The organism is Enterocloster bolteae (genome assembly GCF_002234575.2).
GTDB classification, from domain to species: Bacteria; Bacillota; Clostridia; order Lachnospirales; family Lachnospiraceae; genus Enterocloster; species Enterocloster bolteae.
The window spans coordinates 2,904,911-2,926,554 of record NZ_CP022464.2 but is presented as its reverse complement, the minus strand read 5'-3'; the positions used below and the strand labels follow the sequence as shown (position 1 = coordinate 2,926,554).

Sequence of the window (21,644 nt, the reverse complement as noted above, 5' to 3'; positions counted from 1 at the left end):
TTATCTGAATTGTTTATTAGCTGGATGTTGCCGGAGCGTTTGCTCTGAGTACTTATTTCAATCAAGTCTACGATGATAACTGCTGGTGGATATCACGGTATCAGACTTTATGAAAGGGAGGTACAACCTCATGATTTACGTAGGCATTGATATTGCCAAACTCAACCATTTCGCCGCCGCGATTTCTTCCGACGGCGAAATACTCATCGAGCCGTTCAAATTTTCTAATAACTATGATGGCTTCTATCTACTGCTTTCTCATCTGGCACCACTTGACCAGAACAGTATCATCATAGGTCTTGAATCAACGGCACACTACGGTGACAACCTTGTTCGTTTTCTCATCAGCAAGGGCTTTAAAGTGTGTGTTCTCAACCCTATCCAGACTTCGTTCATGCGTAAAATAATGTACGCAAAACGAAGACTGATAAAGTCGACACGTTTGTGATTGCTAAAACCCTTATGATGCAGGATTCCTTCGGTTTATGGCCTTAGAGGATCTGGATTACATTGAGCTCAAAGAGCTCGGTAGATTCCGCCAGAAACTTGTGAAGCAGCGTACACGCTTAAAAATTCAGCTGACTTCCTATGTAGACCAGGCATTCCCGGAACTACAATACTTCTTTAAGTCTGGCTTGCATCAAAACTCTGTCTATGCCGTCCTTAAGGAGGCTCCGACACCCAACGCTATTGCTTCTATGCATTTGACCCATCTTGCTCACACCCTCGAAGTTGCTTCCCACGGCCATTTCGGTAAGGATAAAGCCAGAGAATTAAGAGTTCTCGCACAGAAGTCTGTCGGTGTCAATGACAGTTCTCTATCTATTCAAATAACTCATACCATTGAACAGATCGAGTTACTGGATAGCCAACTTTTTCTACAGAGCTTGAAATGGCAAATCTTGTCACCTGCCTGCACTCTGTAATTATGACCATTCCCGGAATTGGTGTCGTGAATGGCGGAATGATTCTTGGTGAGATTGGTGATATACACCGATTCTCTAATCCAAAGAAACTGCTTGCATTTGCTGGACTGGATCCGACCGTTTATCAGTCTGGAAACTTCCAGGCTCACAGAACCAGGATGTCCAAAAGAGGATCTAAAGTGCTACGCTATGCCCTCATGAATGCAGCTCACAATGTCGTAAAAAACAATGCTACTTTCAAAGCTTATTATGATGCCAAGAGAGCGGAAGGCCGGACTCATTACAATGCCCTTGGGCACTGTGCTGGCAAACTTGTCAGAGTCATCTGGAAGATGCTCACTGACGAAGTAGCATTCAACCTCGAATAAGAGGTCTGTATACCATAATCGATAGATTTTGAAAAAGGGCTTTTAGGGAGCTTTGTTAAAGTTACCCTTCTTTCTGCGAAACACGGAATTGAAATTTCCACCTAATTTATACTTGACTTTTCATAGCTGGTCTCCTTTCGTAAACTTTGGCACTGAGCTGGTACCAGCACCTGTGCAAAATCGCCTTTTTTCTAAGGGAATCTTCCTATTTTTTGTTTTCATAGCCACAAACCAGTGCCGTCCGCTTTTGACCAGCGTCTGCAAAAAATCCCCGCACTGCGGGGATTTGAGGGATTTTACCGGCTGTTCTGAGCCGGTATTTAACCTGCAAACATTTTTCGCATCTGTCAAAGTTCCCTTTTACAGATATTAATTTCCAATACCCTCTTTTTCCCTTCGCCCAAAATCGGGGCAAATTCGCTCCAAACTGCCTTGCCCTGCAACTACTCCACTTGCTCCGCAAAGCGGCACACAAGGGCAAACAGGGCGCAAAAAAAGGCTAACCTTTTGGCTCGCCTTTTCTTTGTTTTGCTTATTCTATTGTTCTGGATTAGAAAATCATATCATTTTCTTGTGAAATATCCTCTTTTATCGTGTGTTCGTTTGCAATCTCTCCCAGCAGTTCTGCTCTTTGTCAGAACGCATCGCATAAAACTGCCCTGCGTTCTCTGCTGATGTAAGGTGACTGAGATAGGATTTCTTCCATTTCTTCTTCCATACCTTTTAACTTTTTCATGTCTAACCATGAAAAATCTTTTACCAGTTTAATCTGTTCTCTATGGGTTTTCTTGAAAGGCTTGGCTGGTAGATTGGGAGAAAGCGGTTTGATCAGACGTTCCTGTGTGTTATACCACAGTGATGTTCCACAGTCAAATATAGGTGCAACACCAATCCATTCCAATGTAACTGCATTCCGAATCAAGCCAAATTTATTGAAATGCCTGTCCGTATTTCCGATCAGAAAATCCAAAACAATCATTTTTTCTGTCTGCTCTCTTATGTTTTTTACGCCAAGTTGTTCCGCACAATTCAGATAAAATTCATAGTCCGAGAGATCCTTTGGCTTCTTTCTGCTCTACATGATATGGTAAGCCGATACCAATTCCGTTTCAGAAGTAATGAAATCCTGGCAGACAGAAAACGGTTTTTCATGCTCCCACAGCAATGTATACTTCGTATGTGGGATGCACAACCTTTCCGCAATCCCAGAAGCAATCACTTCACATAAAGGTTCCTGCTGGTATGGATTACTTCCGCCTTTTATTAAAACTCGTTTTCCATCTCTGATTTTCCATGCCTTTTCCAACCGACCTTCCAGCACAACATCTGGTGTCATGGTGTCAAAGCATTCTGTAATTTCCAAATTTCCCAGCATCATTTCTCCAAACTGTTCCGAGAAATCGTTGTCAAAAAACTGGATTTGCTCCCATGACAAAGAGGAATCTTTTGGTTTCAACCAATATTGATCTGATAAACTTAACCCAAAACTGTCTTTGAGCAATTCTTTTGATGTAAGAATATTTCTTATATCCAAGACCTCCTGCAGTCTTGTTCGACCTTTTGGTATGGTTCGTCTGCTCCACCACTTTGCCAGAGCCTGCTGATCTGCGTCTTGTTTTTGCATCGTTCCTACTGGCATATGTGCTGCTGCGTATATATTTTTTATGCTTTTGATGTGATAAAACGAGTCCATTTCTATATCTACGACTTTGATTTCTCTATGCATCAATGTAAATTCCACTATCCTCACCTCTGGCTTTTTTAGAATCATACCCATAAGTTCTGTGTCAGTCAAGAAATATACTGCTTTTTACTTGACACCTTTCGTCAACAGAATTTATATACCACAAACGGCTTTGCCGACTTTGGTGAACAGGTGGTTTTTATTTATGGATATTTTTCAATATTTTCTTTCGTACCAATCTGAAAACACATCAGCGTTCTCAGATATTTTTCGTACCGCAAAAGAATTTCATCAGCTCCTTGGACAGAAAAGTTATCTACTCAATCATTATCTATCCATGTTTTTTCGCTTGATTGTGGAAATGGATTTCTGTGCTTTGGAAGATGAAATTGATCAATCCATTTCAGATTTACAAAAGAAAATACAGGATGATTTAGAAAATAACGACAGTTCCATACCCAGGTTTGATTGTCAGGAGACTTCCACTGAAATGGAACTTTGCTGGACTGCACTGGCAGATTCCTTATTAGAACAAGCACTGAAAGAGTTTTATCATGAATATATGCATTCTTATCATCTATCTGTTGACCTAGTCGATTTCAGGCAAACAGAAGAAAAACTCATAGAATATCTGGGAAAAAGTGCTTGGGAAAAGTTTCAGCAGCAACTAATAAATTGTTTTCTTCATTGTTCTTTGATGCAGCTATTTCGCCAAGGTATCGTCATTGAAATCACGAAACGCTTTCTGTCACGGGATTTGGAAACGGATCAGGAGGTCTTTCGCTTATTTATAACACATTTTATCCATAACAAAAGCGACTGATCACTCAGTCGCTTCGTTGAAATCATAAAATTTCTATATCCATTTATTCATCTAACATAGCACAAGCAGTTTCATACTCTTGTTGGCAAGGTAATACTTTCTTTTCTTTTTGCGGAAAAGTAGCATCAAAATTCAGAATATCCTTTTCTTCCGCTTCTAGTGCATCTGAGAATACAACATATCCACTTTTTCCATGCAAGGCGTTTTCTTTTAACGGTAATACCAAAAGACCTTTATAAAAATGTCCATCTGCCATTGCGATACCAAATTTTTTTCCGCCACAAAAACCATATGGTTCATAATGATATGGGTATCCCAGTATTAAGATTGCAGAATATCCCATTTCTTTAGCCTTTTGAATAGAATGTGTAATTAAATTTCTTCCTAAACCTTGTCTATGATATTTCGGAGAAATAAAAACAGGTCCAAAACTTATGGTTGGAAATTCTCCTTGCTCCGTTACAATTTTAGAATGTGTGTAAAATATAGCACCTTCAACAATGCCATCCACCTCAATGACAAAAGCAAGTTCTGGGATAAAGTCAGTATGAGAACGCATTTGATGCACCACATAATGCTCTGCTGCGCCTGGAAAATATAAATTCCAAAATGCTTCTCGTGCAACTTCTTCTGTTCTGCGGTAGTCTTTTGTTTCTTCATTTCGAACAACAATATTCATATATCCCACCTCATTTTCTTTTACGCTGCTCTTTGGCATAGCGTCTGACATTCTTCATACCACCAACATCTTTAAACATGCGCTCACATTTCTTAATTTCAATTTCTTTGCTGTTTAATCCATCATAGCTGCTTTCATGTTGTAGTTTTCGGTAATTCTCCAGCCGTCTTATATCTAATTCACCGCGTTCTATTGCTGCTAGAACTGCACAACCTGGTTCATTGGTATGCGTACAGTTGCGAAATTTACATTGGTATGCCAATGATTCAAGTTCTGAAAATGTTTTTGAAAGGTCTGTACTGTCTGCACCCATTTCTCTCATGCCTGGTGTATCAATCACTACTCCACCAAGGGGACATAAAAACATCTCACGTCCTGTAGTCGTATGGCGTCCCTTATCTCCTTTAGCAATTTCTTGTGTTGCTATTGTATTTACACCTAGTAAACGGTTGATTAATGTTGATTTGCCTACACCGGAGGAGCCAATAAAAGCACAGGTTTGATTTTTGGAAAAATAAGATAAAAATTTTGCAGATATGTCATCCTCAAACATAGATGTTACTATGATATCAGAAAAACATGAAATGCTTTCTATCTGAGAAATCCTCTCTGACAAATCTTCACACAAATCTGATTTTGTCAATACGATAACTGGTGTAGCACCACTGTCCCATGCAATAGATAAATATCGTTCCATACGATTCAAATTGAAATTTTTGTTTAGGGACATACACAAAAAAACAGTATCTATATTGGCAGCAACCGTCTGTGATTGATTGGATACTCCAACAGCTTTCCGCAAAAACAAACTTTTTCTTGTTAAAACCTGGTGGATGGATGCAAATTCTTTTTCCACCGTCACCATAACAAAATCTCCAACTGTTGGAAATTGAACCAGTTCTTCTGTTGTATATCGAAATTTTCCAGAAATTTCTGCAAAAAATTCTTGTTGATCAGTAATCACTTTATATTTCCCGCGATACTGCGCGATTACTCTTGCTAATTGATAATCGGGATATAATTTTGATTCTGTATAAAAACGTTCTGTAGCACCATATTTTTGTAATTGTTTCAATTCATTATCCTCCATATTATATATTCCTATTATTTCAAAGGAAGGAGGTATAAAATACTTACTGCACCTTTCCTCCTTCCATTTTTACAATATCCTTTTTATTTGTATTCATCATAAAAACACTCTCCATTCTTAAAATTTTCCTTATTATATCACAGCCATTTACATCATGTCCATATTGGCAAAAGAGAGCAGATGATACCATCTGCTCTCTTGCCATTAAACGGATTGGATATCCTGCGGCTGTTCTGCTTGATTCTGTTCTTCCCCTGACTCTTTTTCCTCATTTTTCGCTTTTGGTTTACTTACTTTTTCCATTTTCTCACCTTCTTCAATATACTCTCGGACATCTGGCGGCACCAGTTTTCGATACAGTCTGTTCAGTGTTTCTTCCAGTTCCTGCTCCAAAGATACTTCCTTTTTTGCCGCATATCGCTTTAGTGCCAAGTACTTGCTGGTTTCAAACTTAACCTGTATCGCAGAAAGTTTCATGATACTCACCTCCTTTTGCGGTCACATCTGTGGTTCCACATAGTCTTCTTTTTCTGAAATCTCACACCCAATCTCCTGAAACTGATCCAAGTTCGGCAGATAGCCGGAATAAACTTCACCACTTTTTTGGTCATGGCTGATCAAAACACCAAACTCCGCATCCTCTTTTTGGATAAACAGGCAGTGCAAAGTCATCTGCTGATCAAAATACTGCAGTTCTTCGTTATCCGTAATGAAGGAAGCCTCCTGCTTGATGTTTTCTCCAAAGAACCAGAAGTCCTCGTCACTAAGAGAAATGATTTTCTCGATTACCACACAGCCTTTGTTTGGCTCATCAGGGTTATAGTAAAACATCGCATCTCCTAGCTCGCGATAAAACAGATTCATGGCTGCTACGCCTTCATATTTTTGCTCTGTTGTTTTCATGCTGTCATAGGAATGTTCTGGTTGCTTATGATAGAGGATCATATCACAGGCATCAAAATCCATTCGGCATTCAGATATCCTCTCATCTGTCTGAAGCAGATCTTCCAACAAATTCACATACATAAGCTCATCCGAAATCTCTCCAACAGAGAATCTGCTGCTTGCTTTTTCATTGGAAAACGAAGATAATATTTTTTCTCTTACCTCCAAAACCGGCTCCAGATATCCCTGCAGCACTCGGATTTCTTCTTCACGGAAGTTTTCCAGCTTTGCCATCAAACTTTCAAAATGTGGTTTTCTTTCTTGATTCATACTGTTTCACCCCTTTTCTTAAAGTTCCGGCTCCATAGAAGATTTTAATTCTTCTCCCATTTCAAATTTATTTGCGAGGTAATCACTGAGCCATGTACCGCCAAACTGCTGGTGGGTATTGATTCTCCACATGGCAAGCTTTCCTACATCCAACTTGACATCGTCCATATCAAACAACAAATTTGTTAATCCTTCGTTTTCAAAAACATAAACATTTTTGAATGTATCTCCTTCCAGCAAAATACCTGACTCTGTCAACAGTTCATTGACACCATCTTCCCACTCTTTTAAATCTCCGCCACAGCCTTGAAGAATCAATCCTTCTTTATCCGTCATTTTTTTCAATTCTCCTACCGTAATTTCTTTCATCATATTTTTCACACTCCTTTACAATCTGCCAAACCCATAAAAATGCTTCACCCAATAGGAATTCCCCAAGTTTGCATAGCCGATGGGATCGCCGCAATGCAACATTTGATTGTCCCCAACATAGATTCCAATATGGGTTACGGGGTTGCTGCTCTGATATGTTCCTGTAAAAAACACCAAATCTCCTGGTTTCACCTCGTCTTTTGACACCGGTGTACACTGGTTATAAATCTGCTGTGCGGTTGTTCTGGGCAGGTTATGGACTCCAGAATGGGTATATACCCAACATACAAAACCGGAACAATCGAAACTGGTTTCCGGTGTACTTCCGCCCCATTGGTAAGGAAAGCCGATATATTTCGTGGCTTCCTGCATCAACTGTGCGAATGTGGCATCGTTGAATGCTTCCCCAGGAATGCCTGTGATTTTGTCTGTCGCAGAGTATCCATACTTGATAAAGAGATATAGATTTCGGATTTCCACCTTTTCTGTTTCCGTAAACTCATAGGAAAGGTAGTCTTCCAGTTCCTCATAAATCTCGTCCTCTTCTTTTTCACCCACAAAACAATCCACAAAGCCCACATAGAATTCCTCATCAAAATCTGTCAGATCCTTTGTAAAATAGAGGATATAAAAAAAAGACTTGACTTTGATATCGTCAAATCCATCTTCTTCCAATGATTCTATCGTCTGATTCAATTCCTCAAAGGCATCAATCATTTCTTCCATAGCTTTGGAAAGTTCCGCATCGATATCCGTTGGAATAGGTCCTCCATCGAATACGATTCTTGCAACCTCCTGACTGAATCCTGCTTGTGTATTGAAGATAGAAACCATAACCAGCAGCGGTATCAGCATCACGATTACAATACCTGCCACAATACTTGCCAGCAGTGTCCGCACTCGTTTGTCTTCTGCCAGCTCCAACGCTTTCTTCGTCATAACGGCAACTGCCATAGGACTTGCCATTTGCCTCACCTTCTTTTATTTCTTAAGACATAACATCCATTTCGTCTTCTGGATTCATTTCCATAAACTCATCCATCGTACAGGTTTCTTCCAGATAATTGATGCCGTCTTTCAACGGATAGTATGCATCATCTTCCAAAGGAAACGGTTTTTTTGATAAAATGGTACCCCAGTGATTTATGGAAACAACCTTCTCCAGCGTAACTGGATCGCCACTAAAGCACTCTGACTCTCTGACATCATAGCAGTATAAATCAAAAGGCACCGTATCTCGATCAATACGTGCATTGGTAAAAATCACCACCACATTATCAATTTCTGCCAATTTAAAGTCTTCATCTCTTGCATCTATCATCATATTTACCACTCCCTTTCATTTACTTACCTCCAGCACTGCCAAACAAATCCTCTTTATACTGCGGTGCTTTTACCACCAGATGGTAAACTTCTGAGCCATGACGAAACACACAGACACCTCTTAAAGGACTGCTGATCAGGTCGAACAGACAATCATCCAGCCTGAGCATTTCCATATATTCCTTCTTGGAGATATTCCCTGGGTTAAACAAAAACTGATGTGTTGGAATGGCAAACATGGGTTTTGTCATTTCTCTCACATCAGCTCTGTTGAAGTCTTCGATATTCTGGCTGGCAATAATAACTGCACTGCCTTTTTTACGCACACGCTTCATGGCGTTTCGGATGTATTCGATGGCAGTCATGTTAGTCAAAAACAGGTACAGCTCATCAATAAATGCTGCCGTATTCCCTTTGGACAGCAGGGCATCAGACATAAAAGAAAGGACATTGAACAGCATTGCGTTTCGTATTGCCGTATCCGCATCTGTAATGCCCTTTGTGCCAAAACAGATAAATCGATTGCTTGTGATGTTGGTGTGTCCGTTAAAAAACTTGCTGTCAGCACCAATACAGATCGATTTTAATTTCAAGCATAAATCCCTGACCGTTTCTCTGGTATAGATATTCCCCTTCCTTTCTTCATATTGGTTCAGTTCCTGTTCTGCCAGATGATATAAATCTGACAGTACTGGGTAGTCTGTGTGTTTTAATCCTGAAAAGTCAGTATCTTCTTTAATACCTTTGCTTTCATATAATTTCTCCAGAAAGATTTCTAGAACATCAATCTCCGCACTGGTAAAGTCTTTATAGGCACGAAAAAAATCACGAAGGAATGAAATATGCCTTGGCAGTACGGAACCGCTGTCTTCCTCCCAGCGTTTTGGTTCCAGTATGTTGATGATGTACTCTCCCTCCATCAAGTCGATATAACAGCCATCCATATTGACTGCCAAATCTTTGTACTCAAGTTCAGGATCAAGGCAGACGATATCCATTCCACTTTCTCTCATGTTGCAAAGGAGCAGTTTCATGAGATAGCTTTTGCCCTGTCCGCTGTTGCCAAGTATTAGTATGTTGGCATTTGTCTTGTCATCTGTTCTTCTTTGAAAATCAATGAAAAGGTTGCTTCCATATTTGTCATGTCCGATATAAAAGCCTTGCGGATCGGCTTTTCCTGAATAGTTGAATGGATAGAGATTGGCAGCACTACTTGCTGGTATGACTCTTTCGAACTGCTCATGGAAAGCATTGTTTCCGCATGGCTGTGTACTCTCGAAGCCTTCTTTCTGTCTTAGAAATAATTTATCTACAGATATCTTAGAGCGTGTCAGCTCCGCCTCCACTTCTGCCTGCATTTCTTTCAGCTTCTCCAGTGTGGGCGTTGATATTTCAATGAATACAGCACAGTGTACCAATGGTTCTCTGTCCCTGTGCATCTGTGCGATTAAGTTCATGACATCGTTTAAGTTTGACTCTGCAATAATCTCCTTTTGGATGTTGCCAGAAGAACGGTTCATTCTGTTCCTGCTGGCTGCGTTGGAAATGATTTTTCTTTCCTCCGCTGGTGTAACGTGTCTGGTATAAACTCTTAATGTAACGCCGGAACGGTCACCCAAATGCCTGAGCAATGCCTGTTCTTCTGTGTCCGTTGGATATTCACGCACCACCCATGTGCTTCTGAAACTGCTGCCGCAGATATAGTAATCAGGGTAGAACTTCAGCACAGAAGGCGCGCACATATCCAAAAACTCTTTGATCCTGACCTGCTCTTTTTCTTCTTCCGTTTTGGGAATATAGGCTTTTGTTTTCTTTGTTCTGCTGATTTTCAACGGTATTCATCCTCCTTTACAAATCTCTCGCCGTCATAATCATCGAAATAAACTTGCGTGATATTCTGTACGAAATAAACGGCATAGAGCCTTTTGATGTCCTCCTTACTTGCCTGACAGTAGGAAAATCCTGCATCCTTCAACAGCTTCGTCATTCTGCTGATGCCTGTCTGTACTTCATTTGTTTCTGGATTATAGTTGCGAAAGCGGAGGATAAACAAAAACTCCCTTGCGGAAGCCGTCTGTATCTGTACTCTGTCCAGATGGATCAGGTCTTTTTCCAATATTTCTCGTACCTTGGGGCTTTCTTCTTCCTCCAGACGCTCTTTGTAAAACATTTTGTTCTGGTCGAAGTTTTCTCTGGAATTGATGCAGGAAAACTCAATGGAGTCCAGTCCTTTGATGACACTGGACATCGCTATGATTTTTGTTTTTACTGCTGTTTCTGATAGTACCGCAATGTTATCCGGCTGTACCAGAAAGTAAACCAGATACTCATTGCCGTATGTTTCCACGCCAACCCCGTCAATATTTCTGGCGCCTATTTCTTCTCTGGTAGATTTCTTCTTTCCAATTCTCATTCTTGTCATCGGCAAACCTCCAATAAAAAATCTGTTGTGTTGTCACAAAAAATCGAAAGGCAAAGCGGATGTAGTCCGAGATATTCAGTTCGTTATCAATACGCAGTGTCAAAAAGGCGAACACGCCAATAAGAACACCAGGCACAATCCAGTCCAAAGCTGCCGCAAAGACAGCTGACAGGACTGCACCTATGATGATAATCAGCATATCTCGCAATGTCCAAAGGAACATGGTGCTTTTGCCTTTCAGGTTTTCTGGGTAGATATACATTGCTTCTCACCTGCCTTTTATACCATCTCACAGCACTGTTCTGTTTCTCCAAACACCGCATCTTCGATATCCGCAATGGACAAATCTCTGCCTAAAACAGTAATGCCGTTCTCATAGGCAATTTTGATTTCCTCACGCATTCCTTCCGAAATGATGCTGCCGCAAACCAAAAGTTCATCACACCTGCAAAGAAGTGCTTTCCCCATTTCCTGCCCGAGCCAGCGTTCATCTGGCACTTCATCGTTCAAAAACTGTGTGAAAACACAATGTGGTGCGATGGCACAGTTGCCTTTCATTGCTTCTTCTCTGGCGTATTCGTTCGCCTTTGCTATGTTTTTTTCCGGTTCTCCTCTTAATGGAGAACAGATATATACCAGTTTCATTTCAAAAACCTCCCTTACATTCCCATGTTCATACCCATATCTGTGTCTTGATTTATGTCTTCTTTCTGCTGTTCTTCCAACAATTCTTCTGGTGTGAGCTTTCGGAAACTGTCCTCACCGTATACCACACCAAGACCTCTGCCGTTATCCCAATCTGGAAATACGGTCCCCATATCATCCACGAACTTGACCGTTCCTCTTGTTCCGTCAGGTATCGGATTATATGGATCATCCATGTGGATCAGCTGAATTCTGGTACCTGGTGGGAACAGTTCTTTTGCTCTTTCCGCCATTCTTCTCCCATTATCTACCCACTTCATAGAACTCACTCCTTTATAATAATTTTTCAGGTCATCTGCTTGCGATTCTTCCTACATTACGTGCCATATTGACTACGGAATTTACGGAATATACCGTACTCATTGCGTTGAAACGCATACTGGTATCCAATCCAAAGTTCTGTGCTATTCTCGGTACCTCTGTGCTGGAAAGCATCAATCCGATGCCAAGCAGCATATTTGCGTTATAAGTAACTAGCCCTGCAACCAGTACAATGGTCTGTAAAAACGCTGTCAGGCAGAGAGCAGCTACCTGTTTGCACCAAGACACGAATCCGTCGCTGTATCCTCTTGGTACACTGAACAGATAAAGACTGCCAGTTGCCATCATGACAAGAAGGATACCGCCTCGTTTTAAGTTTGCGAAAAACACTTTGATGACCGCATATCCAATCAGTATGACAAACACGATAGACACCACCACATTGGCACCAGGCGTTTCAAAGCTGCCCAGCACCATAGTGGCAATGGCACCAAGTTTTCCTGGTGAATCCGACATACCAGCAATGGCACCAATCAGTTCATTTGACAGATTAATGCAGAAGACATAAAGGTCGATAGGTACTACAGTAAACAGGCTGACGGCGAAAAAACCTTTGATGATATTTAACGCCAAGTCCTGAAAACTTCCTTTTCCTCTCCGTGCATCAATGGCTGTGTCAAACACAGCCACTACAATACCAACGATATACAACGCCCAGGCGAAATAATAAAAAAAGAGCAGGATTGCTTTGATCCAATCCAGCTCAAAAAGTTCCGCCCCCATCATATTGATCATACTGAAAAACTCACCGAAGAATGTGATCAGTTTGCCGTAGATCCAGTCACAGAACTGATCCAGCACACCGTCTACGGCAAAGTCCAAGCCAAACATATTTTTCATCACCTTCGCTTTCTGTTATTCCATGTTCATACCACCTTCTATGTGTTCCTCTGAAATCTCTTGTTTTGTCTGTGGTATCAAGTCCAGCACCTCTCCGTCTTGCTCCAAAATTTTACGCATAGTTTCAATCAGGCTTTCCATATGTTCCTGCCATTTGTTCCAGTTGGTTTCTTCAAACCACCCGTTCCATTGATTGTCCTGCGTATTTTTTCTTGCGGATTCCAATGTTTTGGAAAGATACTCGCACATCTCTTTAACGGATTCCTTTTCCACAAGAAACGAAACCACTTTTTCAAAGGGGTTATTCGGGAGATACTCCCATTCTTCTATAGTACCATTTTGAAAGCTTTCCATCAGTTCCGCAATCAGCATTGTACTGCTGTGGGACTCTCCGTTTTCCGCGGCAGGCGGTCTGCACCATTCGTCTAATTTCAGCTGTTCCAACAATTCCTTTAAGCGCAGACAGCCGTCTTCCGGAATATGGTTTCTGATCCATTCCAAGGCATCCAGACCTTCATCTGATTCAAATGCTTTTACACCCCAGCATCCCATAATTTCAGCTCCTTTCTTTTTCAAATTCCAAGAATATTCCAGATATAAGTCGGTGCTGTAATGGCAAACACCAGACCAAAGAACAAGATTGCCACTGGTGCAAAATCAAATTCGCCATGTTTTTTGTAATCAAAGTAAGCCATAGCTAATTTGACAAAAAGCAGGATCGCCAGCACACAATCCACCACTGGAAAGATAACGTTATTGGTTACGGTTTTAATCTGTGTTGCTGCTGTTTTCCAAGTGCTTTCAATGGCTGTGGAAACCTGACCACTATCTGGTGCCGCAAATACTGGCGGTGCAAATATAATCACTGCCATAAGCACAACCACTGTCAGCAAAAATACTCTTTTCCATCTTACTGCCATTGTTCTTCTCTCCTTTCGTAGAAAAGGGGCAGTCTTCCGACTGCCCCAGAAATCATATTTTTAATAACCTGTTTTGGGAAGCGTTACTGGCGGTGTATTCACAGTCCACACCGTTGTGTTCCAGCTGGTCTTTGCGCTTTCCCATTCGTTGCCGTATCTTCCGCCTACATCTGCTCTATTGACGATACGGTAATCTTTCGGCATATTCGGCATTACCTGACAGAATACAGACATATTTTCAAGCATCTTGAAGCCAGGGCTTGCCTTCGGGAATTCCAGACGCACGTCTGTGACATATTCTCCATTTGCCAAGCCAAGTACATTTGGATGGAGACTGTATTCATAACTATTCTTTGTCAAAAGATTTTCCGCAAGCACACGATAATCCCTGTAGTTTGTTTTATAAGTGATCTTATAATACATTCTTTCGGAATATGTGCCTGTAACAATCTTCAACGCTCTTGTGGCATCTGTTGGAATCCTGTCATGAATATAGAAGTTTTCCAAAGTGCCGGTGGAACCGTTTTGCACTTCATAAATGTCATACTGGATGGTCTGTCCAGGAGATGCGGCATTTGGTCCTTTTTTCTGAACGGTCAGGTTCAAAGAAATGCTGCTGTTCAGCACTTCAAATCTGACGATATCACCGTTGTGCCTGATTTCTGCCAAAAGTGTTTTATCATTCAAAGCGTAATATCTTGGTGCAGATACTTCTTTGATGGTGTAGACACCTACAGGCAAACCTTTTGATGCCGCAACACCATTGCTGCCGGAAGAAATCTTGTCTACCAAATTTCCTGTGGTATTATAGATTTCAAATACTGCACCAGACAATGGAGAACCGGCAGGAAGACCTGTCAGTTCATTGAACTCAGAAGAACGTTTTGTAATAACGATCTGACCGACTTCCGGTGTATTCTCCCACTCGATTTCTGTTGTTCTGCCTTTCTGCACATAGAATGTTTTCTCGCTGTTGTCAGAGATATAGCCTTCTGCAGGCTCTAATTCTCTGAGTTTGTACTTACCTTCCGGCAATTCTTTTCTGATCCAGATATAGCCTTCGTCATCTGTTTCAAACTGACCGATTGGTTCATTGTCACTGTCATATAACAGGAATTTCACTCCTGGAATGCCTTCTCCTGTGACAGAGTCGATTTTATGGATCAATACAGAAGACATTGGATCATTTTCCACTTTTAATGTTGTTCTCTTGCCGTCTTTGATTTCCACTTCTTTTGCTTCGCTGTCAAGTTTGTAGCCTTTGGCTTCTTTTGTTTCCTTTACCAAGTATGTGCCTTCTTCCAATCCTTCAATAACAATCAAGCCGGATTCATCTGTTTCATAGTATCCGATCTGCTCGCCGTTGAATTTTGTCACGAGGAATTCTACGCCCTCAATAGGATCGCCGGTCCTGCTGTTGGTTTTCTCAATGACCAAACCGGAATATGGCTGATTTTCCACTTCCAAAATGGTTTGTTTGCCGGATTTGACTTCTACCGTTTTCGGTTCTTTGTCCCAGTGATAGCCTTCCAATCCTTCTGTTTCTGTTACAGTGTAGTAGCCATCTTCCAAATCAGAGATATAGACCATACCTTCTTTATCTGTTTTGAATGTGCCGATTTTCTCACCATTCATTTTAGAAACTGAGAACGATACACCTTCCAACGGTTCCCCTGTTTCGGAATCTGTTTTTACGATTTTGATTCCTGAAAGCGGTTTGTTGTCAAATGTTACCACCGTTGGCACGTTTGTTTTTACTTCAACGGTTTTTGGTGTTTCGTCTAGGATGTAGCCTTCCGGCGCTTTTGTTTCTCTTACCACATACCAATCTGGATCAAGTGTCGGAAGCAGAATTGTTCCTGTATTATCTGTGGTGTACTCACCTACGTGTTCCCCGTTTTGTTTCTCCACGAAGAACTTTGCACCTGGCAATGGTTCGCCTGTCACAGCGTCAATTTTCTTTACTACCAATGATGTCATCTTTTTATTGGTGAACTCCAAGGTATAAGTTTTGCCATAATCCAGCGCGATGGTTTTGGACTGTTCCTCCAGCACATAACCATCCGGTGCCTTTACTTCTTCTACGATATAACTATCCTTAGCGAGGTAGGAAATCGTAATGGAGCCATTGCTGTCTGTGGTAAAGATGCCATTGTTTCTTCCAATGACATCGCCTTTGGATGTTGTTACCTTAAACTGCGCACCAGACAATGGATTACCGTTATCTGCGTCTTTCTTCAAAATCACGAGAGAGCACATAGGCTGGTTCTGGAAATGCACTTTGTATGTAGCACCATCTGTACCAATTTCAATGGTCTGCGGTTTTGTATCGCAGGCATATCCTTCCGGTGCAATGCGCTCAGTTACTACATAACTGCCTGGTTTCAGATTTGGAATCAGGATTTCGCCATCACTGTTTGTAGTATACATACCGTTGCTGTTTCCAACCACCGTTCCATCACCTGTTGTTACTTGGAAAGTGGCATTGGATAATGGTTTATTGGTCAAGGCATCCACTTTTGTGATGAGCAGAGATCCATAAGGATAGTTTCGGAATACTACCTCTACCACAGATGTTCCGTCTGCTTTCATATTGACTGTCTGCATATCTGTTTCTGCGATAATGTAGTTATTTGGTGCTTTCGCTTCTCTGACTGCATAAGCACCTGCTTCCAATCCAGTGATAACGATAACACCGGAATGATCAGTTGTTGCCGTGCAGATCAGTTTGCCGTTTTGACCACTTGTTTCACCCGTGATTCGGAATACTTCAAAGGTTGCACCATCCAGCATTTCCCCTGTGTTGGCATCTGCTTTCTTGATAACCAAACTGTTCAGAGGATAGTTTACGATACCGTCTACCACTTCGTAATCATTCCCACTTGTGATTTCAATACCGTCGGTCGTTGTACCGCCGCCTATGCCACCAGTACCGCCGCCACCTGCGATATTATCATCCTTCAGATAAGAGTTATCGCCAGGGTTCAAATAAATACGTGTTACAGGGTTTGTCGGTTTTTGGTAGCCCTGTGCCGGAATGGTTTCTGTTATGATATACCAGCCAGGTTCTACATACGGCAGTTTGATTCTGCCATTTTCATCGGTCTTGAATGTACCGACTGTTGTAATTGCACCATCGTCTTCCTCATGCTCAATCTTGAATGTGGTGTTTGGAATACCCTTATTGGTCGTATAGTCTGTTTTCTCGATGATCAATGTGGGGTATTTGATGTTCTCAAACATCAATGTTTTATGATCTCCTGCTTCGAGTTTTACTCTCTGCGGTGTGTCATTAAGAATGTATGGTTTCGGTGTAGAAATTTCTGTGATCTCATAAGTACCTGCTTTCAGCCCAGGAATCACGATCATACCGTTTTCATCGGTAGTAGCTGTTGTAGGCTGTACGCTGGTATCGTCTACTTCCTTGACTTCATACACAACACCTGGAATCGGTTCTTTGGTCACAGAGTCGATTTTCTTGATTGTCAGTTCTGGCAATTTGATATTGTCTACCTTCACGATGATTTCACCATCGCCAGGTTTCGCAACAATCACTCTGTCAGGGCTTGTTTTATCAGAGAACATATATCCAGGAGGTGGATTCAGTTCTTTGACCACATAAGTACCTGGTTTGATATAGCCGGAGGTAAATTTACCGTTTTCGTCAGTCATACCTTCAACAACTGGACGTGCGGTATCAGCCTGCTCATAGATAGCAAACTGAGCACCTGGCAATTTTTCGCCTGTTTCTTCATCGTATTTTTCAACGGTGATGCTGGGCATTTCAAGGTTTGCAAATAACAAGGACTTGCTATCGCCTGCATTCAGTCTGATATCCTGATGTTCGCCTGTCAGCACATAAGGCTCTGGTACAAAGACTTCTGTTACGGTATAAACATCGGGATCAAGGTACCCAAGTTCGCCACCTTTCATACCGACTGTTACTTTGCCATCTGCACCTGTTGTTACGGTACCGATCAAAGTTCCGTCGGATTTCTTGATTTCAAACTTGGTGCCTGGTACTGGATCACCTGTCTGTCCGTCGATCTTTTCGATGGTAAGCACAGGTTTCTTCAGGTTCTTCATAACCACCTGAACATTCTTGTCTTTGCCAAGGTATACGGTCTGAGGGCAATCACCCAATGCGTATCCTTCAGGTGCAGTTACTTCTGTGATTTTATAAGTACCTACGGGTACATTTTTCAGTGTAGCAACACCATTTTCTGTTGTGACTGTGGTTGTGTAACTGCCGTCTACCTGTTCTACTTTGAAAGTAGCTGGATCAGTAATGACTTCGCCTGTCTGCTGGTCGATCTTGATGATAGTCAAGCCTGGAAATTTACTATTCAAAAATTTTAATCCGGCAGCCTGTCCATTTCTTACGGTTACATATTGAGGTGTCTGATCCAAGATATATCCTTCTACAGTGGATACTTCTCTTACAAGATAGGTACCGTCTGGTACATCTTCCCATGTGATTTTTCCTTCTGCATCGGTTTTGCCTGTTGCTCTCCAAGCCCCTTTTCCATCGATCTGCATGATTTCATACTGCACACCAGGAATTGGTTCACCTGTTTCTGCATCTTCTTTTTCTGTCACCACAATATGCGGCGGATAATCACGAAATGTTGCCGTTGCTGTTTGATCCGGCTCTACCGTAATGACCAAAGTGGTTGGCTCAGTCAACTGATATCTATTATTGGTAGAGCGTTCTACTACCGTATAGGTACCAGACTCCGTAATATTCGGTTCCCAAATACCAGATTCATCTGTGGTACCTGTATCAATTAAATGCCCCTGTGCATTATAACAATCAAATGTTACACCTGCCAAAGGGGTTGCATTATCTGTGGCATCCAGCTTGATGACTTTTAGTTTACCATCACCGGATTCATCCGTTTCAGTAGACTTACCAATTACCATTTTGGCATTAATAGTAATGGGCTGATTCGGCATCCCGATTTCCATATCCTGCACTTTGCCATCCAGTCCATTCAAAGGCTTGCCGATCAAGATAACATTGGAATACAGATTTGCCGAAATCTTTACATTTGCTTCCACACTGCCACCAACAGGGACAGAAGTCTTGGGAATACGGATCGCAAATGTTTCATCACCTTTGAACTGTGTTTTTTCGATGCCATCTTCACCTGTAATGATTGTTCCAACTGGATAATCACCAGTCAATTCGACCTTATACTTTGTGATTTTCTTTCCAGAATTACTTGTTTCCTTTACCTGAAAACGCTGTACAAAGTAGTTTCCTTCTTCCACTGGTTCTTCATCCACCTTAATCGTACCGTATACTGCTGCTTTTACTGGTTCAGGATTATTCAATGCTAGATCAACCAGTTTGTTAAATAAAGCTGTCACCTGTGGTTTATCGGGTGCATTCCATTTTCCTCGGTCTGTGTACTGTGATACACCAATCACGCACCAAATGGCTGCCTTTGTAGCAGCATAGGCTTCTTCTTCACTGTTTACACCTAATTCCTGATACGTTTTATATGGAATGCTGTTATTGATGATGGCGGCAATTTTTTCATTTGTTTCTGCGCCAGCCACATTCAAGTCATACTTTCCAGCAAAGTATTCTCCAGGACCAGCCTTATTGGGATCAACACAAAATGCTGGATTTTTATTGCCTTCCTCGTCATACCACCACGCAGAGGAATGCAATACATTCCTTCCATCATATTTTATATCATTGATATCCTTGCCTTTAACAACAGTAATTTTGGTGATATCACTGCCTTCTTCTGCAGCATGAACCGTTGACAAGGAGATTGTTGGAATGGCAATAAGCATCGCCAGCAAAAAAGCAATGATTCTTCTTGTTTTACACATTTGGGTTCCCTCCTTATTGATTTTTGGCATTAAAAAAAGAGATACAATTTGATTTTTGTATCTCTTTTTTGCCTGCTCTATTCACTTCTATTTGTTACCTTGCAAATATCTGTACCCAGTAACTGCCATATTCGCTGTCTTTATCATACAGGTATGCAACACCTGTATAAGTATATTCAGGATTTAGATAATTTTCTCTATGACCATCTGATTCCGTCCAATTATCTACAGCCCATTTGGGTGTATTGGCAAAGCCTGTGATATTCTCACCGATATAGTTTCCTTCAAAACCTGCTTCATTTGCGGCTGTTTTTGCCTTTCTTCCGTCAGGACGTGTATGAGAGAAGTTTGTTACAATTTCTTTTACCCTTACATCTGCTGCTTCCATCAAAGCATCATTCATTTGAAGCTTATTTAACCCATTCTTTTCACGTTCTTGGTTGATACGGTCAATGACTTCTTCAGCGAATTCATCACGCTTTGCATTCTGTTCTGCTGCATATTTTTCTGTTCTTTGACGCTGTTCCTCTTCAATCGTAAGAGTTGGCTTTGTTTCTGGCATTTCCTGTTGTTCTTGGTTCTTCACCGAAGCAACATTTGCCAGGATTTCATTGTATTGTGGCAGTTGTTCAGTTGGAGTAGTTTTGATTGCAACGGTTTTTGTTTCTGCATCCCACTGAGCATCTGCATACATACAATCTGCCAAATCTCTGATTCCTACTAATGTACGATCATTGATTACTTTTGCGGGAGCAGAAACTAGTAAATCTTCACCTTGTGTCAAAATATGTGTTGCGCCCCAAACTGACTTTGTTTTTGTTTTATCTTCGATGTTCAGACTGCTGTGATAGCCTGCCATATATCTATCAGTAGATGCAATCGGCTTTGTAAAGATAGCTGAATGTTCTATTTGGAATGTGCCATCTACAACCGTATCTCCGTAATATGTGAACCATTCCACTTCCCAGCCCATTTTTTCTGCTACATCTCTGATTGGAACCATGATACGACCATCAATATTCACTGGCTGCTGATCCTCAAAATTGACCTTTTCCCCATCAACTGTAACTGTGATCTGGTCAGCAGCGAAAGCACATGGTACTGTACCTAATACCATTGTGGCTGCCAATATGGCTGCTAATCGTTTTTTCATATTTTTCACGCTCCTTTTTCTTTTTCACTGCATTTTGAATCAATTGGAAACCGTATACTCTGTCAAAGTCTTTCTATATTTATTTCGCCTCCTTCCCTTTGTTTTCCTTTCAATATCATTTATATTGGAAAAGCATTTACACTGCAAGCAAAAGATTATTTCTGCACTGCCTGCACGCAAAGACGCTGATCGCCCACATCTTCCACACAGGTAATCAATGTCAGGCGGTTGTCACTGGTGTATTGAAGTTTTGACCAGTCCGTATCGGCAATCTTTGTAATGGATTTTACCACATAGGTTCTTGTACCAAGTTTTGTGGTATAGGTCATTTCATCGCCAATATCCAGTTTTTTCAGTTTTCCAAAGTAGTCATTGGTACCTCTGTTATGTCCTACCAAACCGATATTTCCATTCCAGCAGGAAGTGGAAGCCAAATGTCCCACACCTTTTTTCATCGCTGTGAAGGTATCACCGTCATAGGCGGTTACCGTCAGCCCAATTTCTGGAATCTTCAATACGCCAATGCTCCCATCGCTGTTTCGCACCTGCTCAATGGTTGTTAAGGGATACTGCAGAACTTCGTCATATACCTGTTCCGGAATCTCATTTGTCACATAGCCGTCTGAGGAAATATTCGCTGTATAGCTTCCACTAGTACCACCACCATAGGCTGCACCTGAAATCAGGCTGCTTGGACTTTGGGTGTAAGGATTGATTGGTGCATTTACTGGTGCGTATGTAGTGTGGTTAATGGATGGCGCATTTGGTTCCACTACATTGGCACCATACTCTGAATCATAAACTGTCTGCGGCGATACATCGTATATGTCCCTGAGATAATCTGGTATCTCTCCCTGAATATTGATATTGGATTTTCCCACAATAACAAACTCCTCTTGATTCTCTGTTTTGTAATTGTAACTTAAATCTGAGTCAAGAGCATAAGCTGGAACGCA

The 21,644-nt window shown here is 41.4% G+C and carries 25 protein-coding genes; 4 read left to right on the top strand and 21 right to left on the bottom strand.

The window, feature by feature from the left end; translation table 11 throughout:
* Nucleotides 1-130 precede the first annotated feature (130 nt).
* Genes CGC65_RS32105 through CGC65_RS31820 form a run of 3 tightly spaced genes read left to right on the top strand, consistent with a single transcriptional unit; the run spans nt 131 to nt 1,294 of the window.
* Nucleotides 131-448 carry an IS110 family transposase gene (locus CGC65_RS32105; protein WP_276327909.1) on the top strand — a complete coding sequence of 106 codons (318 nt, stop codon included), beginning with the start codon at nt 131-133 and terminating at the stop codon, nt 446-448.
* 37 nt (nt 449-485) lie between these two features.
* Nucleotides 486-926 (top strand): IS110 family transposase, encoded by a 441-nt coding sequence (locus CGC65_RS32100; protein WP_276327908.1) that lies wholly within the window; start codon nt 486-488, stop codon nt 924-926.
* Entirely contained in the window at nt 893-1,294 is a 402-nt protein-coding gene (locus CGC65_RS31820) for a transposase (protein WP_242981876.1), read from the top strand. The genes CGC65_RS32100 and CGC65_RS31820 overlap by 34 nt, the downstream gene beginning before the upstream one ends.
* 634 nt (nt 1,295-1,928) lie before the next feature.
* Here CGC65_RS31820 and CGC65_RS13610 read toward each other — a convergent pair.
* Nucleotides 1,929-2,273, bottom strand: a complete 345-nt coding sequence (locus tag CGC65_RS13610; protein ID WP_002567432.1) for a hypothetical protein — start codon at nt 2,271-2,273, stop codon at nt 1,929-1,931.
* Between the two features lie 96 nt (nt 2,274-2,369).
* Entirely contained in the window at nt 2,370-3,035 is a 666-nt protein-coding gene (locus tag CGC65_RS13605; protein ID WP_235622319.1) for a hypothetical protein, read from the bottom strand.
* A 148-nt stretch (nt 3,036-3,183) separates the two neighbouring features.
* Between CGC65_RS13605 and CGC65_RS13600 the strand changes: the two genes are divergently transcribed.
* A complete protein-coding gene (locus CGC65_RS13600) occupies nt 3,184-3,801 on the top strand; it encodes a hypothetical protein (protein WP_002567430.1) in 618 nt (205 codons plus the stop codon).
* A gap of 43 nt (nt 3,802-3,844) precedes the next feature.
* Here CGC65_RS13600 and CGC65_RS13595 read toward each other — a convergent pair whose 3' ends face one another.
* The 19 genes from CGC65_RS13595 to CGC65_RS13510 all read right to left on the bottom strand — a co-directional run bounded on the left by CGC65_RS13595 (nt 3,845) and on the right by CGC65_RS13510 (nt 21,569).
* Complete coding sequence (locus CGC65_RS13595) at nt 3,845-4,480, bottom strand: GNAT family N-acetyltransferase (protein WP_002567429.1); 636 nt, start codon at nt 4,478-4,480, stop codon at nt 3,845-3,847.
* Nucleotides 4,481-4,490: 10 nt separating this feature from the next.
* Entirely contained in the window at nt 4,491-5,570 is a 1,080-nt protein-coding gene (gene rsgA, locus CGC65_RS13590; RefSeq protein WP_002567428.1) for a ribosome small subunit-dependent GTPase A, read from the bottom strand.
* A gap of 43 nt (nt 5,571-5,613) precedes the next feature.
* The gene (locus CGC65_RS31315; protein WP_002567427.1) at nt 5,614-5,775 is read right to left on the bottom strand and encodes a hypothetical protein; all 162 of its coding nucleotides are present in this window, start codon (nt 5,773-5,775) and stop codon (nt 5,614-5,616) included.
* On the bottom strand, nt 5,775-6,047 hold the full coding sequence (locus tag CGC65_RS13585) for a DUF6103 family protein (protein ID WP_002567426.1): 273 nt from the start codon (nt 6,045-6,047) through the stop codon (nt 5,775-5,777). The genes CGC65_RS31315 and CGC65_RS13585 overlap by 1 nt, the downstream gene beginning before the upstream one ends.
* Before the next feature lie 21 nt (nt 6,048-6,068).
* Complete coding sequence (locus CGC65_RS13580) at nt 6,069-6,785, bottom strand: hypothetical protein (RefSeq protein ID WP_002567425.1); 717 nt, start codon at nt 6,783-6,785, stop codon at nt 6,069-6,071.
* An 18-nt stretch (nt 6,786-6,803) separates the two neighbouring features.
* A complete protein-coding gene (locus CGC65_RS13575) occupies nt 6,804-7,157 on the bottom strand; it encodes a hypothetical protein (protein ID WP_002567424.1) in 354 nt (117 codons plus the stop codon).
* A gap of 15 nt (nt 7,158-7,172) precedes the next feature.
* Entirely contained in the window at nt 7,173-8,123 is a 951-nt protein-coding gene (locus tag CGC65_RS13570; protein WP_002567423.1) for a C40 family peptidase, read from the bottom strand.
* Between the two features lie 22 nt (nt 8,124-8,145).
* A complete protein-coding gene (locus tag CGC65_RS13565; RefSeq protein ID WP_002567422.1) occupies nt 8,146-8,481 on the bottom strand; it encodes an LPD28 domain-containing protein in 336 nt (111 codons plus the stop codon).
* Nucleotides 8,482-8,500: 19 nt separating this feature from the next.
* Nucleotides 8,501-10,312 (bottom strand): VirB4 family type IV secretion system protein, encoded by a 1,812-nt coding sequence (locus CGC65_RS13560; RefSeq protein ID WP_002567421.1) that lies wholly within the window; start codon nt 10,310-10,312, stop codon nt 8,501-8,503.
* On the bottom strand, nt 10,309-10,902 hold the full coding sequence (locus CGC65_RS13555; RefSeq protein ID WP_002567420.1) for a hypothetical protein: 594 nt from the start codon (nt 10,900-10,902) through the stop codon (nt 10,309-10,311). Before CGC65_RS13555 ends, CGC65_RS13560 begins: the two co-directional genes overlap by 4 nt.
* Nucleotides 10,838-11,164, bottom strand: a complete 327-nt coding sequence (locus tag CGC65_RS13550; RefSeq protein WP_007037356.1) for a hypothetical protein — start codon at nt 11,162-11,164, stop codon at nt 10,838-10,840. Before CGC65_RS13550 ends, CGC65_RS13555 begins: the two co-directional genes overlap by 65 nt.
* A gap of 17 nt (nt 11,165-11,181) precedes the next feature.
* Complete coding sequence (locus tag CGC65_RS13545; RefSeq protein ID WP_002567419.1) at nt 11,182-11,547, bottom strand: DUF7768 domain-containing protein; 366 nt, start codon at nt 11,545-11,547, stop codon at nt 11,182-11,184.
* A gap of 14 nt (nt 11,548-11,561) precedes the next feature.
* A complete protein-coding gene (locus CGC65_RS13540; protein WP_002567418.1) occupies nt 11,562-11,867 on the bottom strand; it encodes a DUF4314 domain-containing protein in 306 nt (101 codons plus the stop codon).
* Nucleotides 11,868-11,898: 31 nt separating this feature from the next.
* A complete protein-coding gene (locus CGC65_RS13535) occupies nt 11,899-12,759 on the bottom strand; it encodes a conjugal transfer protein TrbL family protein (RefSeq protein ID WP_002567417.1) in 861 nt (286 codons plus the stop codon).
* Nucleotides 12,760-12,783: 24 nt separating this feature from the next.
* A complete protein-coding gene (locus tag CGC65_RS13530) occupies nt 12,784-13,320 on the bottom strand; it encodes a DUF4259 domain-containing protein (protein WP_002567416.1) in 537 nt (178 codons plus the stop codon).
* A gap of 20 nt (nt 13,321-13,340) precedes the next feature.
* A complete protein-coding gene (locus CGC65_RS13525; RefSeq protein WP_002567415.1) occupies nt 13,341-13,688 on the bottom strand; it encodes a DUF3852 domain-containing protein in 348 nt (115 codons plus the stop codon).
* 60 nt (nt 13,689-13,748) lie between these two features.
* On the bottom strand, nt 13,749-19,535 hold the full coding sequence (locus tag CGC65_RS13520; RefSeq protein ID WP_002567414.1) for a SpaA isopeptide-forming pilin-related protein: 5,787 nt from the start codon (nt 19,533-19,535) through the stop codon (nt 13,749-13,751).
* A gap of 94 nt (nt 19,536-19,629) precedes the next feature.
* A complete protein-coding gene (locus CGC65_RS13515; protein WP_002567413.1) occupies nt 19,630-20,688 on the bottom strand; it encodes a CAP domain-containing protein in 1,059 nt (352 codons plus the stop codon).
* A gap of 155 nt (nt 20,689-20,843) precedes the next feature.
* Nucleotides 20,844-21,569 (bottom strand): class D sortase, encoded by a 726-nt coding sequence (locus CGC65_RS13510; RefSeq protein ID WP_235622244.1) that lies wholly within the window; start codon nt 21,567-21,569, stop codon nt 20,844-20,846.
* Nucleotides 21,570-21,644: the final 75 nt, after the last annotated feature.